This window comes from Shewanella carassii (assembly GCF_002777975.1).
In the GTDB taxonomy this organism is placed as follows: Bacteria; Pseudomonadota; Gammaproteobacteria; order Enterobacterales; family Shewanellaceae; genus Shewanella; species Shewanella carassii.
Map to the genome: position 1 here is coordinate 1 of NZ_NGVS01000037.1, position 15,771 is coordinate 15,771.

Here is a 15,771-nt window from a genome sequence, read left to right on the forward strand (position 1 = left end):
GTCACGCGCCTCACCACCGTAAGTCTTAGACAGTACAGTTGAGATAGCAGCAGTCAGAGTGGTTTTACCATGGTCCACGTGACCAATGGTGCCCACGTTAACGTGGGGCTTGGAACGTTCAAATTTAGCTTTAGACACGATATATTCCTTTCTTTTCAGAAGAGTCCGGCGCTGCCGGACACCATCAATCAAAATAACAGTTAATGCCGTTACCTAAATCAGGTACGAGCTTCGATAACTGCTTTAGCAACGTTTTGCGGCGCTTCAGAGTACTTCAAAAACTCCATGGAGTATGAAGCCCGACCCTGAGTCGCTGAGCGCAAATCTGTTGCATAACCAAACATTTCAGCCAAAGGTACCACAGCTCGAATGATCTTGATACCGGCGACGCCGTCATCCATACCTTCGATAAGACCACGACGACGGTTCAGATCACCTACTACGTCACCCATGTAGTCTTCTGGGGTTGTCACTTCAACCTTCATGCAAGGCTCGAGCAACACAGGGTTAGCTTGCAGCGCCCCCTTCTTGAAGCCCATAGAACCTGCAACTTTGAACGCCATTTCGTTCGAGTCCACATCATGATATGAACCATCGAACAGAGTGACCTTCACGTCCAATACAGGGAAGCCGGCGACAACACCGTTCTTCATCTGTTCTTGGATACCTTTGTCAACCGCAGGAATGTATTCTCTAGGAACTACACCACCAACGATTTCGTTGACAAACTCATAACCGGCACCCTCTTCACGAGGCTCCAGTTTCAGCCAGACATGACCGAATTGACCACGACCACCAGACTGACGCACAAACTTACCTTCCACTTCCACGGCACTGCGGATAGTTTCACGATAAGCCACCTGAGGTTTACCAACGTTACATTCAACGCTGAACTCACGGCGCATACGGTCGATGATAATGTCCAAGTGTAGCTCACCCATACCTGAAATCAGAGTCTGACCCGACTCCTCATCAGTCTCAACCCGGAAAGAAGGATCTTCCATTGCCAGCTTTTGCAGCGCAATGCCCATCTTTTCCTGGTCAGCTTTGGAACGAGGTTCCACAGCAATGGTAATAACCGGCTCGGGGAATTCCATCCGCTCCAGAATTACCTTATGGTCTGGGTCACACAGGGTGTCACCTGTTGTCACATCTTTCAGGCCGATAGCAGCAGCTATATCACCTGCGCGCACTTCTTTCAGTTCTTTACGGTCGTTGGCGTGCATCTGCACGATACGGCCGATACGCTCACGCTTCTCTTTTACAGAGTTGTAAACGGCTGAACCCGACTCCAGGACACCTGAGTAAACCCGGATAAAGGTCAAAGTACCCACAAATGGGTCTGTTGCGATTTTGAATGCCAACGCAGAGAAAGGTGCATTGTCATCAGAAACACGCTCAACTTCCTGTTCTCTGTCATCGATGCCCTTAATCGCAGGAACATCAACAGGAGCAGGAAGGTATTCAACAACGGCATCGAGAACTGCCTGTACGCCTTTATTTTTAAAGGCACTACCACAAGTAGCCAGCACAATTTCGTTGTTGATAGTACGTTGACGAAGCGCTTTTTTGATCTCTTCTTCTGTGAGCTCACCTTCTTCAAGGTATTTGTCCATCAGCTCATCAGAAGCCTCTGCGGCACTCTCTACCAGGTATTCGCGCATTTCGGTTGCCTTGGCAAGCAAATGCTCTGGGATCTCTTCGTGAGTGAAAGTCAGGCCCTGGTCTTCTTCATTCCAGTTGATGGCTTTCATCTTGATGAGATCGATAACCCCGCTAAAGTTTTCTTCTGTACCAATATTCAATTGAATAGGCACACAAGTTGCACCGAGACGGTTACGGATCTGTCCTACTACGCGATCAAAGTCGGCACCGGCACGGTCCATCTTATTGACGAACACCAGACGGGGGACATGATACTTGTCGGCCTGACGCCATACGGTCTCAGACTGAGGTTCCACACCAGAAGAACCACAAAAGACCACTACAGCACCGTCAAGTACGCGCAGAGAACGCTCTACCTCAATAGTAAAATCGACGTGACCTGGGGTATCGATGATATTGATACGATGCTCAGTAAACTGGGCATCCATACCGCGCCAGAACGTGGTAACAGCCGCAGAGGTAATAGTAATACCCCGCTCCTGCTCCTGAACCATCCAGTCAGTGGTAGACGCACCGTCATGGGTTTCACCCATCTTGTGGTTTACCCCTGTATAGAACAGGACTCGCTCTGTGGTAGTAGTTTTACCTGCGTCAACGTGAGCACAAATACCTATGTTGCGATAACGCTCAATTGGAGTTGTACGAGCCACGATTATACCCTCTTGACTAAGATAAAAATCTTAGCAATGTCAGAGAAAGCGCGGGCAAGCCCGCGCCCGATATTACCAACGGTAATGAGCAAACGCTTTGTTGGCTTCTGCCATACGATGCACGTCTTCGCGCTTCTTAACGGCAGTACCTTTGTTTTCGGAAGCGTCCAGCAGTTCACCTGCCAGGCGCAGAGCCATAGATTTTTCACCACGCTTACGAGCAGCTTCAACCAACCAGCGCATCGCCAGTGCGTTACGACGAACTGGACGAACTTCACATGGAACCTGGTAAGTAGAACCACCAACACGGCGAGACTTAACCTCTACCGCTGGGCGAACGTTTTCCAGGGCTGCTTCAAGGATAACCAGATGCTCTTCGCCTTTCTTATCGGCTACAACATCCAGTGCTTTGTAGATAATTTTTTCAGCAGTCGACTTTTTGCCGTCCTGCATAATGACGTTGATGAACTTAGCCAGCAACTCACTTTGAAACTTTGGATCAGGTAGGATTTTACGTTGTCCTACTACGCGACGTCTTGGCATAACTATTCTCCGTATGCTTCAGGTATTTCCAAAACTGGAATTTATATTTAGCTTGGCCTTACTTAACGGAAAACCATTAAGACTTAGGACGCTTAGCACCGTACTTAGAACGAGCTTGGCGACGTGAAGTCACACCAGCACAGTCCAGGGCGCCACGAACAGTGTGATAACGCACACCAGGTAAGTCTTTAACACGACCACCACGGATCAGGATTACACTGTGTTCCTGCAGGTTGTGGCCTTCACCGCCGATGTACGAAGTTACTTCGAAACCGTTGGTCAGACGCACACGAGCTACTTTACGTAGTGCAGAGTTAGGTTTTTTTGGAGTAGTGGTGTACACACGAGTACAAACACCACGCTTTTGTGGGCACGCGTTCAACGCAGGCACGTTAGTCTTTTCGACTTTAGGTGCGCGAGGCTTACGTACCAACTGGTTTACAGTTGCCATGTATAGCTCCGAATCAGTTGATTTCAACTCAACAATAAGGTGTGAAAAATCTAATCCCACAATAGTGGGACGCGGAATTTTAGAAAGGTAAGGCTTGGCTGTCAAGAAATAGCCAACTTTTGCAGCGTATTCCAATGAAAAAGGCGCCTTTCGGCGCCTTTTGTAACATCTATGCTACTTATTCCTGACTGCCAGCCAGGTTCAACAGATCGGCCAGGTTCTGTTCGGCTTCACTGGCGCTGATGCTAGGTGCTTCAGTCGCTACTTCACCGCGAGCCTGGTTACGGTTGTTGTGGTAAGCATAACCGGTACCGGCCGGGATCAGACGACCCACGATCACGTTCTCTTTCAGACCGCGCAGGTTATCACTCTTACCGCCTACTGCAGCTTCGGTCAGTACGCGAGTGGTTTCCTGGAACGAGGCCGCGGAGATGAAGGACTCAGTCGCCAAAGAGGCTTTGGTGATACCCAGCAGTTCACGTTCGAACTTGGCCGGAATCTTGCCCTGCTCTTCCAGTTCGCGGTTAGCGATCTTGACGCGGGACACCTCAACCTGCTCCCCTTCGAGGAACTCAGAATCACCGGCTTCAGTGATCAGACACTTACGCAGCATCTGGCGAATGATCACCTCGATGTGCTTGTCGTTAATCTTCACACCCTGCAGACGATATACGTCCTGTACTTCATTCACAATGTAGTTGGCTACGTTGTGGATACCGCGCAGACGCAGAATATCGTGAGCAGACTCTGGACCATCGGCGATCACTTCACCGCGTTCGACTTTTTCACCTTCGAACACGTTCAGGTTACGCCACTTAGGGATCATCTCTTCGTATGGGTTACCGCCTTCAGCAGGGGTAATGACCAGACGACGCTTACCTTTGGTCTCTTTACCGAAGGAGATAGTACCTGTGATTTCAGCCAGAATCGCAGGCTCTTTCGGCTTACGGGCTTCGAACAGGTCAGCAACCCTTGGCAGACCACCGGTAATATCGCGAGTCTTGGACGATTCCTGAGGAATACGAGCCAGTGCATCACCGACGCTGATCTGAGCATTATCTTCCAGGTTTACGATCGCATTGCTGGGCAGGAAGTACTGCGCAGGTACGTCGGTACCAGGAATGGTCAGGTCATTACCGTTTTCGTCAACCAAACGGATCATTGGACGCATTTCTTTGCCGGCGCTTGGGCGCTGGGCAACATCCAATACCACGATGGAAGACAGACCGGTCAACTCATCGGTTTGACGCGAGATGGTGACACCGTCAATCATCTGCTCAAACTTCACATAACCCGCCACTTCAGTGATGATTGGGTGAGTATGTGGATCCCAGTTGGCGATAGTCTGGCCAGCGTTAACTTCAACACCTTCCAGTGTTTCCAGCACAGTACCGTAAGGCACTTTATAGCGCTCTTTCTCACGGCCCAGATCATCGATAATCGCCAGTTCAGAGGAACGCGATACGATAACCAGCTTACCATCGCTGTTCTTAACGAACTTGGCGTTGTGCAGCTTCAGGTTACCGGCGTTCTTCACCTGGACACTGTTTTCTGCAGAAGCCCTGGATGCCGCACCACCGATGTGGAAGGTACGCATCGTCAGCTGTGTACCAGGCTCACCGATTGACTGAGCAGCGACAACACCGATGGCTTCACCTTGGTTGATCAGGTGACCACGAGCCAGGTCGCGACCATAACACTTGGCACACACACCGAAGTCGGTATCACAGCAGATCACAGAACGTACTTTAACTTCGTCGACGCTGTGCTCTTCCAACTTATCACACCATGCTTCATCCAGCAGGGTGTTGCGTGGCGCCAGGACTTCGTCGGAACCAGGATAATAAACATCCTCGGCAACAACACGACCCAGTACGCGTTCACGCAGCGGCTCAACCACGTCACCACCTTCAATCAGCGGCTTCATGATCAGACCTTCGTGAGTACCACAGTCATCTTCGATAACGACCAGATCCTGAGCAACATCCACCAGACGACGAGTCAGATAACCTGAGTTCGCAGTCTTAAGTGCGGTATCCGCCAGACCCTTACGAGCACCGTGAGTAGAAATAAAGTACTGCAGTACGTTCAGACCTTCACGGAAGTTCGCCACGATGGGCGTTTCGATGATAGAGCCGTCTGGCTTGGCCATCAGACCACGCATACCCGCCAACTGACGGATCTGAGCCGCACTACCACGAGCGCCTGAGTCGGCCATCATGTAGATGCTGTTGAAGGAAGCCTGTTTCTCTTCTTCACCGTCGCGGTTGATAACCACTTCGGAAGACAGGTTTTCCATCATCGCCTTGGAGACTTTCTCGTTGGCGCTGGCCCAGATATCGATAACCTTGTTGTAACGCTCACCGGCAGTAACCAGACCAGACTGGAACTGTTCTTGGATTTCCAGAACTTCGGCTTCTGCGTCGGCAACCAGCTTGTACTTGGCTTCCGGGATTTCCATATCGTTGATACCGACAGAGGCACCTGAGATAGTGGCGTATTGGAAACCTGTGTACATCAGTTGGTCAGCAAAGATAACAGTATCTTTCAGACCCAGCTGACGGTAGCAGGTGTTCAGCAAACGGGAGATCTGCTTCTTGCCCATGTTCTGGTTAACCAGATCAAAAGACATACCGGCTGGCAGGATCAATGACAACAGAGCACGACCTACTGTGGTGTCGACAATGCGGCGCTGCTGGGTGCGCTCACCGTTCTCATCGATATGAGTTTCGGTGATACGAACTTTAACCCGGGCGTGCAGCTCGGCGGCACCTGTGCGATAAGCTTTTTCGGCTTCGGCAACAGACTCAAAGGCCATACCTTCACCGCGGCCATTTACGCGCTCACGGCTCATGTAGTACAGACCCAGTACCACGTCCTGAGAAGGAGTGATAACCGGCTCACCGTTAGCAGGTGACAGAATGTTGTTGGTTGACATCATCAACGCACGGGCTTCCAGCTGGGCTTCCAGCGTCAGAGGCACGTGTACCGCCATTTGGTCACCATCGAAGTCGGCGTTATAGGCCGCACACACCAATGGGTGCAGTTGAATCGCTTTACCTTCGATCAGTACAGGTTCGAACGCCTGGATACCCAAACGGTGCAGTGTTGGTGCACGGTTCAGCATCACAGGGTGTTCGCGGATCACTTCATCCAGTACGTCCCAAACCTCGGCAACTTCACGCTCAACCATCTTCTTGGCGGCTTTGATGGTAGTGGCCAGGCCACGACCTTCCAGCTTGCCGTAGATGAATGGTTTGAACAGTTCCAGCGCCATTTTCTTCGGCAGACCACACTGGTGCAGACGCAGAGTTGGGCCCACGGTAATTACCGAACGGCCTGAGTAGTCAACACGCTTACCCAGCAGGTTCTGACGGAAACGACCTTGCTTACCCTTGATCATGTCGGCCAAGGACTTCAGAGGACGCTTGTTGGAACCGGTAATGGCACGACCGCGACGACCGTTATCCAGCAGGGCATCAACAGATTCCTGCAGCATACGCTTTTCGTTGCGAACGATGATATCCGGAGCAGCCAGATCCAGCAGACGCTTCAAACGGTTGTTACGGTTGATCACGCGGCGATACAGATCGTTCAGATCTGAAGTCGCGAAACGGCCGCCGTCCAGTGGAACCAGAGGACGCAGATCAGGTGGCAGAACCGGCAGCACCTTGAGGATCATCCACTCTGGCTTGTTACCTGAATGGTAGAAGGCCTCAACCAGCTTCAAACGCTTGGTGACTTTCTTGCGACGGGTCTCAGAGTTAATAGATGGCAGCTCTTCGCGCATCTGCTCAACTTCTTTCTCCAGATCGATAGCGCGCAGCAGTTCCAGAACCGCTTCGGCACCCATCTTGGCTTCGAACTCGTCACCATACTCTTCCAGCGCATCCAGGTAGGTTTCTTCGGTCAGCATTTGACCGCGCTCCAGGCTGGTCATGCCTGGCTCGATAACCACATAAGATTCGAAGTAGAGTACTCGCTCAATATCACGCAGAGTCATGTCCAGCATCAAACCGATACGGGATGGCAGTGACTTGAGGAACCAAATGTGGGCAACTGGGCTGGCCAGTTCGATGTGGCCCATACGCTCACGACGTACTTTGGTCTGGGTCACTTCAACGCCACACTTCTCACAGATCACACCGCGGTGCTTGAGACGCTTGTACTTACCGCACAGACACTCGTAGTCTTTGACTGGGCCAAAGATACGGGCACAGAACAGGCCTTCACGCTCAGGCTTGAATGTACGGTAGTTGATGGTTTCAGGCTTCTTAACTTCACCAAATGACCAAGAACGGATCAGATCAGGCGACGCCAGGCCGATCTTGATGCCTTCAAATTCTTCAGTCTTGCTTTGCTGTTTCAGAAACTTTAATAAGTCTTTCACGTTTCTCTCCTGAAGGAGTTAAACCCGGTGCCCCGCTCTCGCGGAGCACCAATTCGTTGCCAAACGCAGGCTTTAAACCGCGTCTTACTCTTGATCCAACTCGATGTTGATACCGAGAGAACGGATCTCCTTCAGCAATACGTTGAAGGACTCTGGCATTCCTGGCTGCATCTGATGGTTACCGTCAACGATGTTCTTGTACATCTGAGTACGACCGTTAACGTCATCCGATTTCACTGTGAGCATTTCCTGCAGAGTATACGCAGCACCGTATGCCTCCAGGGCCCACACTTCCATCTCACCGAAACGCTGACCACCGAACTGAGCTTTACCACCCAGAGGTTGCTGAGTAACCAAGCTGTACGAACCGGTAGAACGGGCGTGCATCTTGTCATCAACCAAGTGGTTCAGTTTGAGCATGTACATGTAACCTACGGTCACAGGACGCTCGAACTGGTTACCGGTACGACCATCAAACAGATTCAGCTGACCAGAAGTCGGCAGACCTGCGAGCTCAAGCATCTGCTTGATCTCTTTCTCTTTGGCACCGTCGAAGGCTGGGGTTGCCGTTGGCAGACCATCCTTCAGGTGTTTGGCCAGACGCAGAACTTCATCATCGGTAAATGAATCGATATCCACGCGCTGCTTCACTTCATCGCCCAGTTCATAGACCTGTTTGATGTAGCCACGCAGTTCAGCCAGCTCACGCTGTTCTTCCAGCATAGTATTGATGCGATTACCAATACCCTTAGCCGCAGCACCCAAGTGAACTTCCAGTACCTGACCAATGTTCATCCGCGAAGGTACACCCAGAGGGTTCAGTACGATGTCGACAGGGTTACCCTGCTCGTCGTATGGCATATCTTCGATAGGACAGATCTTGGAGATCACACCCTTGTTACCGTGACGACCCGCCATCTTGTCACCAGGCTGGATGGTACGCTTAACCGCCAAGTAAACCTTAACGATCTTCAGTACACCTGGAGCCAGATCATCACCTTGAGTGATCTTGCGGCGCTTGATTTCAAACTTCTTGTCAAAGTCGGCTTTCAGCTCTTCGTGCTGTTCAGCCAGCTGTTCCAGTTCGGTTTGCTTGGCTTCATCATCGATAACCTGAACCAATACGTCTTTGCGTGGCAGTTCGGCCAATTTGGCTTCACTGAAACCAGCGCTCAGCAGCAGGTTACGGGCACGGCTCAGAACACCCTCTTCGAGGATCTTGAACTCTTCAGTCAAGTCCTTACGGGCTTGAGCAATGTGCATCTCTTCGATTTCGATGGCGCGCTTGTCTTTTTCAACACCGTCACGGGTGAAGACTTGCACGTCGATAACGGTACCCTTCACTGAGTTAGGTACACGCAGAGAGCTGTCTTTAACGTCAGACGCTTTCTCACCGAAAATAGCCCGCAGCAGTTTCTCTTCCGGAGTCAGCTGAGTTTCACCCTTAGGCGTTACCTTACCAACCAGAATGTCACCGCCTTTAACTTCGGCGCCGATGTAAACGATACCGGATTCATCCAGCTTGCTCAGTGCAGACTCACCCACGTTAGGGATGTCGGCAGTGATCTCTTCGCTACCCAGCTTGGTATCACGAGCGATACAGGACAGTTCCTGAATGTGGATAGTGGTGAAACGGTCTTCCTGCGCTACGCGCTCGGAAATCAAAATCGAGTCTTCGAAGTTGTAACCGTTCCAGGTCATAAATGCGATGCGCATATTTTGACCCAGAGCCAGGTCGCCCAAGTCGGTTGATGGACCATCGGCCAGCACGTCACCACGAACAACTGGATCACCTACACTACAGCATGGACGCTGGTTGATGCAGGTGTTCTGGTTAGAACGGGTGTACTTGGTCAGGTTGTAGATATCGATACCGGCTTCACCTGGCATCAATTCATCTTCGTTAACCTTGACCACGATGCGACTGGCATCAACATAGTCGATCACGCCGCCACGCTTGGCGGCCACAACTACGCCTGAGTCAACAGCCAGCGTACGTTCAATACCAGTACCCACCAGAGGCTTCTCTGACTTGAGTGTTGGTACTGCCTGACGTTGCATGTTCGCACCCATCAATGCACGGTTAGCGTCATCGTGTTCAAGGAATGGGATCAAAGATGCCGCCACAGAGATGATCTGCTGTGGAGATACGTCCATATACTGGATATCGGAAGCACGCATAAAGGTGGATTCACCCTTGTGGCGACAGGCAACCTGCTCTTCCACAATACGGCCTTCGCTGTCGAGTTCGATGTTGGCCTGTGCAATCACATAACGGCCTTCTTCGATGGCAGACAGGTATTCCACTTCATCGGTAACCACACTGTCGATCACCTTGCGATAAGGTGTTTCCAGGAAGCCGTATGAGTTGGTACGGGCAAAGGTGGACAGCGAGTTGATCAGACCAATGTTTGGACCTTCAGGGGTCTCAATTGGACACAGACGACCATAGTGAGTTGGGTGCACGTCTCGAACTTCGAAGCCGGCACGCTCACGAGTCAGACCGCCGGGACCAAGAGCCGAAATACGGCGCTTGTGAGTCACTTCTGACAGTGGGTTGTTCTGATCCATAAACTGCGACAGCTGAGAAGAACCGAAGAACTCTTTCACTGCTGCCGAGATTGGCTTGGCGTTGATCAGATCTTGAGGCATCAGTTCGTTCAGATCGCCCAGAGACAGACGTTCACGTACTGCGCGCTCAACACGTACCAGACCAACACGGAACTGGTTCTCGGCCATTTCGCCAACACTACGGATACGACGGTTACCCAGGTGGTCGATATCATCGACTTCATCAAAACCGTTACGGATTTCGATGATCTTCTTCATTACGGCAACTATGTCTTCTTTGGTCAGTACACCGGTACCTTCGTTCTCGTCGATTTCGAGACGACGGTTGAACTTCATCCGGCCCACTTTAGACAGGTCATAGCGCTCTTCGCTGAAGAACAGGTTCTGGAACAGAGCTTCGGCGGCATCCTTGGTTGGTGGCTCGCCAGGACGCATCATGCGATAGATTTCAACCAGGGCTTCCAAACGGTTGGTGGTTGAGTCAATACGCAAGGTGTCAGAGATGTAAGCACCGTGATCCAGCTCGTTGATGTACAGAGTGCTGATCTCTTTGATACCGGCCAGAGACAGATTGGCCAGGTCTTCCAGGCTGATCTCGTTGTTGGCGGTAACCAGTACTTCACCTGTGTCAGGATCGATATAGTCCTGAGCCGCTACTTTACCAATGATGTACTCAACCGGAACTTCCAGTTCAGTGGTATTGGTTTTTTCCAGTTGGCGGATATGACGGGCAGTGATTCGACGACCTTTCTCTACCAGCACTGTGCCTTCTGAATCCTTGATGTCATAGCTGGCAGTTTCACCACGCAGACGATCAGGAACCAGAGTCATGACCAGAGAATCTTTCTTGATCTTGAAGTCGACACGCTCAAAGAAGATGTCGAGGATATCCTGAGTAGAATATTCCAGGGCACGCAGAATGATACTGGCAGGCAGCTTACGACGACGGTCAATACGTACAAACAACGCATCTTTAGGGTCGAACTCGAAGTCGAGCCATGAACCGCGGTAAGGAATAATACGCGCGTTATACAACACCTTACCTGAGGAGTGTGTCTTACCACGGTCGTGGTCGAAGAACACACCTGGGCTACGGTGCAGCTGAGATACGATAACACGCTCAGTACCATTGATAACAAAGGTACCGTTTTCAGTCATCAGAGGGATATCCCCCATGTAGACTTCTTGTTCTTTAATATCTTTTACAGTGCCAGCGGCAGCTTCACGATCATACAGCACCATGCGCAGCTTAACGCGCAGTGGAGCGGAGTATGTCACACCGCGGATTTGGCACTCTTTCACATCAAAAACAGGCTCGCCCAGCTTATAGCTGACGTACTGCAGTTCTGAATTACCAGAAAAGCTCTTGATGGGAAAAACGCTACGGAAAGCGGCCTCTAGGCCACGCTCACCGGTAGGATCTTGATCGGTGAACTTCTTAAAAGAGTCTAACTGAATAGACAACAGGTAAGGGATATCCAACACTTGTGGACGCTTACCGAAGTCTTTGCGAATACGCTTCTTTTCAGAATAGGAGTAAACCATGGGTTTCCTCTGCTTGCGAGATGTGACCAAGACTGAATCAACACAGTTAATCCAGCACGTTTGCCCATCACCGTTGATGGCAAGAACCTAACCAATAATCACTGCTAGGGACTGCAAAATCTGGCGACAAACGGTGAAAAAAATCGCCAACGCTTACAGCGCAAAAAAGGCCGACGGTCAAAAAACCGCCAGCCTCCACCCAATTGGCTTGGGTGATTGTAAGTCAATATGACTTACTTGATCTCTACTTGAGCACCAGCTTCTTCGAGTTCTTTCTTCAGAGCTTCAGCTTCTTCTTTAGAGATGCCTTCTTTAACAGCTACTGGAGCAGATTCAGCCATAGCTTTGGCTTCTTTCAGACCCAGACCTGTGGCACCACGTACAGCCTTGATCACAGCAACTTTGTTGTCACCGTGAGAAGTCATAACTACGTCGAACTCGGTTTTCTCTTCAGCAGCAGCAGCTTCACCAGCGCCGCCAGCAACTACTGCAGCAGCAGCAGATACGCCGAACTTCTCTTCCATAGCTTCGATCAGTTCAACAACTTCCATTACAGACATAGCTGCAAAGGCTTCAAGGATTTGGTCTTTAGTGATAGACATAACAAATGTTTCCTATTGTTCTGAATTCAATTCTGTTAAGCAGCCAGCTTGAAATTAAGCGGCTTCTTGTTTTTGATCGCGCAGAGCGGCCAGAGTACGAACGAACTTGCCAGCAGATGCTTCTTTCATAGTCATCATCAACTGTGCCAGTGCTTCTTCGTAAGTTGGCAGTTTTGCCAAACGATCAATGTCAGCTGCAGGGATGAATTCCCCTTCATAAGCTGCACCTTTAACTTCGAAAGCGGCTTGCTCTTTAGCAAAGTCTTTTAACAGACGAGCTGCAGCACCTGGGTGCTCGTTAGAGAAAGCGATCAAAGTTGGGCCAGAGAACACCTCTGTCAGACACTCAAAAGCAGTGCCTTCTACTGCGCGGCGAGCCAGAGTGTTACGTACTACACGTACGTACACACCGTTTGCGCGAGCAGTCTTACGCAGAACTGTCATAGCACCTACAGTCACACCGCGTGAATCGGCGACAACTGCAGAAAGCGCACCTTTGGCAGCTTCGTTGACTTCAGCAACAATCGCTTTTTTGTCTTCGAGTCTTAATGCCATTGGCTTTACTCCTGGATTCTACCTGGGGAATCCCCAGCGTTTACCATACTGAACACAAATGTACTCAGTTACTTACGGTGCAGATAATCCAGCAGAAATAAATCTATCTGGGGCCTGACACCGTCTACGCAGGAAATTAAGTCTTCCAAATGGGCAACACCTGCGGTCTTGGACGGAAGCCCATCTGAGTGAAAACACTCGTCATAGGCTCCAACCCACAAAAGTGCGCGCATTATAGGCTAACACGCGCATTTTGTAAAATTAGTTAGCAGCGTCCAGAGAGTTCTGGTCGACAGCTACACCTGCACCCATAGTGGTGGAGATGCTTACCTTCTTCACATACTGACCTTTGGCTGCAGCAGGCTTAGCCTTTCTCAGCGCAGACAGCAGTGCTTCCAGGTTTTCTTTCAGTTGAGCAGTTTCGAAGTCCACTTTACCGATGGTAGTGTGGATGATACCGTTCTTGTCGTTACGGTAACGAACCTGACCAGCCTTGGCGTTCTTAACGGCTTCAGCAACGTTAGGAGTTACAGTACCGGTTTTAGGGTTAGGCATCAGGCCGCGTGGGCCCAGGATTTGACCCAGCATACCAACAACGCGCATTGCATCAGGAGATGCGATAACTACGTCGAAGTTCATTTCGCCGGCTTTCACCTGCTCAGCCAGATCTTCCATACCTACCAGTTCAGCACCAGCTTCTTTCGCAGCTTCGGCATTGGCACCTTGAGTGAATACAGCAACACGTACTTCACGACCGGTACCGTGTGGCAGCACAGTGGCACCACGAACGTTTTGGTCAGATTTACGAGGATCAACACCCAGGTTAACGGCAACGTCTACGCTCTCAACGAACTTGGCAGTAGCCAGTTCTTTCAGCAGAGCAACAGCTTCGTTGATGTCGTATGCTTTGGTTACGTCCACTTTCTCGCGGATGGTGCGCATGCGCTTAGTCAGCTTTGCCATTATATTAGTCCTCTACTACCAAACCCATGGAACGCGCAGTACCTTCGATTGAGCGAGTCATCGCTTCAATGTCAGCACCAGTCATATCGGTTGCCTTGGTTTCAGCAATTTCCTGAACCTGGCTACGCTTGATAGTACCCACTTTCTGAGTGTTAGGACGAGCAGAACCTGACTTCAGACCAGCGGCTTTCTTCAGCAAGAAGGCAGCAGGTGGAGTCTTGGTTTCGAAAGTGAATGAGCGATCGTTGTAAACAGTGATCACTACTGGAATTGGCATACCTTTTTCGAACTTTTCAGTACGAGCGTTGAATGCTTTACAGAATTCCATGATGTTCACACCTTTCTGACCCAGAGCTGGACCAACTGGTGGAGACGGGTTTGCAGCACCGGCTGCTACTTGCAGCTTGATGTAAGCTTCAATTTTCTTTGCCATCTGACATTTCCTCAGTTTGGGTTCAAACGCTCAGGCGACATGCCTTGAGCTCCCCGAAAACAACGGGTGCGGATTATATAGAAATCCACACCCGTTGCCAAACGGATTTTGTATTTTATTTAATCAGGATTTTTCGACCTGATTAAAGTCCAACTCAACCGGAGTTGAGCGGCCGAAGATCATCACAGACACCTTAACGCGGTTCTTGTCATAATCCACTTCTTCAACAGTACCGTTGAAGTCGGCAAAAGGACCATCGGTAACCCGAACCACTTCGCCGGGTTCGAACATAACGCGATGAGTCGGAGATTCTGTTGTTTCCTGAAGGCGACGCAGAATAGCTTCGGCTTCTTTATCGGAAATAGGAGCAGGGCGATCTGATGTTCCACCGATAAAGCCCATCACACGAGGGATGCTCTTCACCAAGTGCCAGCTTTGATCGTTCATTTCCATCTGTACCAGCACATAGCCGGGGAAGAACTTACGCTCACTCTTACGGCGTTGGCCGGCACGCATTTCTACGACTTCTTCGGTAGGAACCAGCACTTCGCCGAAGAACTCTTCCATACCATGCATTTTGATGTGTTCAAGCAAAGATTTACATACACGGCCTTCGTAACCGGAAAAAGCCTGAACCACATACCATCTTTTCTTAGCTTCTTTAGCTTCAGTCATTCTAGTGCCTATACGCCAGTAATAAAGTTAACAATGCGCAGCAATACCGCATCCAGTCCCCAAAGGATCAAGGCCAGGATACCTGTCGCAGCCAGTACGATAAAGGTGGTATTCAACGCCTCTTGACGAGTCGGCCATACGACTTTGCGTACTTCGATTTGTGACTCACGGGCAAAGGCCAATGCTTGCTTACCCTTAACGGTTTGTAAGGCAATAAAACCAGCAATAGCGAATACGACAACCACACCCGCGGCGCGGATTGGCGTAGTGAAGACTTCGCTGTCGTTGTACATCTGGTTGCCGACGATCGCCACCGCCACCAGTAGTATAGCTATTACCCACTTTACGATATCCAGAGAGTTGCCCTGGTTTTCAGTATTTGTTGTCATCGGTTAATTCCGTTACTCATTACGACCTGAGCCAAGGGACAGCTGAGTAAGTTTAAGGCTTAAATCAGCGCCAGCCCGCTTTCGAACTCGCCCCTGACGAGAATTCTCCGGCTCAGGGCACAAAAATCGGCCATAGATTGTATTCTTAATCAGCTTTGTTATCAAGGATACACAGGGCGAAACCAGGAGAAAGCCTGACACTTTGCGCCAGCAAGCAAAAAAGGAAGCCGAAGCTTCCTTTTCAAAGTAACCTGTCTCGCAATTAAGCGATGATCTTGGCTACAACACCAGCACCAACTGTGCGGCCACCTTCACGGATAGCGAAGCGCAAGCCTTCGT

General features: G+C 50.4%; 13 protein-coding genes. All 13 read right to left on the reverse strand.

Annotated features, from left to right (window positions below; all coding sequences use genetic code 11):
* The coding region (locus CBE72_RS19475; protein ID WP_240613085.1) for a GTP-binding protein at window positions 1–138 on the reverse strand (138 nt) is incomplete at its 3' end.
* Between the two features lie 80 nt (window positions 139–218).
* Window positions 219–2,315 (reverse strand): elongation factor G, encoded by a 2,097-nt coding sequence (gene fusA, locus CBE72_RS19480; protein ID WP_025012040.1) that lies wholly within the window; start codon window positions 2,313–2,315, stop codon window positions 219–221.
* 72 nt (window positions 2,316–2,387) lie between these two features.
* On the reverse strand, window positions 2,388–2,858 hold the full coding sequence (gene rpsG / locus CBE72_RS19485; protein ID WP_025012041.1) for a 30S ribosomal protein S7: 471 nt from the start codon (window positions 2,856–2,858) through the stop codon (window positions 2,388–2,390).
* A gap of 76 nt (window positions 2,859–2,934) precedes the next feature.
* On the reverse strand, window positions 2,935–3,309 hold the full coding sequence (gene rpsL / locus CBE72_RS19490) for a 30S ribosomal protein S12 (RefSeq protein ID WP_025012042.1): 375 nt from the start codon (window positions 3,307–3,309) through the stop codon (window positions 2,935–2,937).
* Window positions 3,310–3,487: 178 nt separating this feature from the next.
* Window positions 3,488–7,699 carry a DNA-directed RNA polymerase subunit beta' gene (rpoC, locus tag CBE72_RS19495; RefSeq protein WP_100145969.1) on the reverse strand — a complete coding sequence of 1,404 codons (4,212 nt, stop codon included), beginning with the start codon at window positions 7,697–7,699 and terminating at the stop codon, window positions 3,488–3,490.
* Window positions 7,700–7,783: 84 nt separating this feature from the next.
* Complete coding sequence (gene rpoB / locus CBE72_RS19500) at window positions 7,784–11,815, reverse strand: DNA-directed RNA polymerase subunit beta (RefSeq protein WP_100145971.1); 4,032 nt, start codon at window positions 11,813–11,815, stop codon at window positions 7,784–7,786.
* A 233-nt stretch (window positions 11,816–12,048) separates the two neighbouring features.
* On the reverse strand, window positions 12,049–12,417 hold the full coding sequence (gene rplL / locus CBE72_RS19505) for a 50S ribosomal protein L7/L12 (RefSeq protein ID WP_100145973.1): 369 nt from the start codon (window positions 12,415–12,417) through the stop codon (window positions 12,049–12,051).
* 54 nt (window positions 12,418–12,471) lie between these two features.
* Complete coding sequence (rplJ, locus tag CBE72_RS19510; protein WP_025012044.1) at window positions 12,472–12,972, reverse strand: 50S ribosomal protein L10; 501 nt, start codon at window positions 12,970–12,972, stop codon at window positions 12,472–12,474.
* A gap of 261 nt (window positions 12,973–13,233) precedes the next feature.
* Window positions 13,234–13,935 carry a 50S ribosomal protein L1 gene (rplA, locus tag CBE72_RS19515; RefSeq protein ID WP_100145975.1) on the reverse strand — a complete coding sequence of 234 codons (702 nt, stop codon included), beginning with the start codon at window positions 13,933–13,935 and terminating at the stop codon, window positions 13,234–13,236.
* A gap of 4 nt (window positions 13,936–13,939) precedes the next feature.
* Window positions 13,940–14,368 (reverse strand): 50S ribosomal protein L11, encoded by a 429-nt coding sequence (rplK, locus tag CBE72_RS19520; RefSeq protein ID WP_025012046.1) that lies wholly within the window; start codon window positions 14,366–14,368, stop codon window positions 13,940–13,942.
* A gap of 123 nt (window positions 14,369–14,491) precedes the next feature.
* Window positions 14,492–15,043, reverse strand: a complete 552-nt coding sequence (gene nusG / locus CBE72_RS19525) for a transcription termination/antitermination protein NusG (RefSeq protein ID WP_100145977.1) — start codon at window positions 15,041–15,043, stop codon at window positions 14,492–14,494.
* An 8-nt stretch (window positions 15,044–15,051) separates the two neighbouring features.
* The gene (gene secE, locus CBE72_RS19530; RefSeq protein ID WP_100145979.1) at window positions 15,052–15,432 is read right to left on the reverse strand and encodes a preprotein translocase subunit SecE; all 381 of its coding nucleotides are present in this window, start codon (window positions 15,430–15,432) and stop codon (window positions 15,052–15,054) included.
* 262 nt (window positions 15,433–15,694) lie between these two features.
* Window positions 15,695–15,771 (reverse strand): EF-Tu C-terminal domain-related protein (locus CBE72_RS20645; protein WP_198556962.1); only part of this gene is annotated, 77 nt, incomplete at its 5' end.

Excerpts from the sequence above, each read along its gene's own strand:
- rpsL (WP_025012042.1), bottom strand. The coding sequence starts at position 3,309 with ATGGCAACTGTAAACCAGTTGGTACGTAAGCCTCGCGCACCTAAAGTC.
- secE (WP_100145979.1), bottom strand. The coding sequence starts at position 15,432 with ATGACAACAAATACTGAAAACCAGGGCAACTCTCTGGATATCGTAAAG.
- rplL (WP_100145973.1), bottom strand. The coding sequence starts at position 12,417 with ATGTCTATCACTAAAGACCAAATCCTTGAAGCCTTTGCAGCTATGTCT.
- rplJ (WP_025012044.1), bottom strand. The coding sequence starts at position 12,972 with ATGGCATTAAGACTCGAAGACAAAAAAGCGATTGTTGCTGAAGTCAAC.
- rpoB (WP_100145971.1), bottom strand. The coding sequence starts at position 11,815 with ATGGTTTACTCCTATTCTGAAAAGAAGCGTATTCGCAAAGACTTCGGT.
- rplA (WP_100145975.1), bottom strand. The coding sequence starts at position 13,935 with ATGGCAAAGCTGACTAAGCGCATGCGCACCATCCGCGAGAAAGTGGAC.
- rpsG (WP_025012041.1), bottom strand. The coding sequence starts at position 2,858 with ATGCCAAGACGTCGCGTAGTAGGACAACGTAAAATCCTACCTGATCCA.
- rplK (WP_025012046.1), bottom strand. The coding sequence starts at position 14,368 with ATGGCAAAGAAAATTGAAGCTTACATCAAGCTGCAAGTAGCAGCCGGT.
- nusG (WP_100145977.1), bottom strand. The coding sequence starts at position 15,043 with ATGACTGAAGCTAAAGAAGCTAAGAAAAGATGGTATGTGGTTCAGGCT.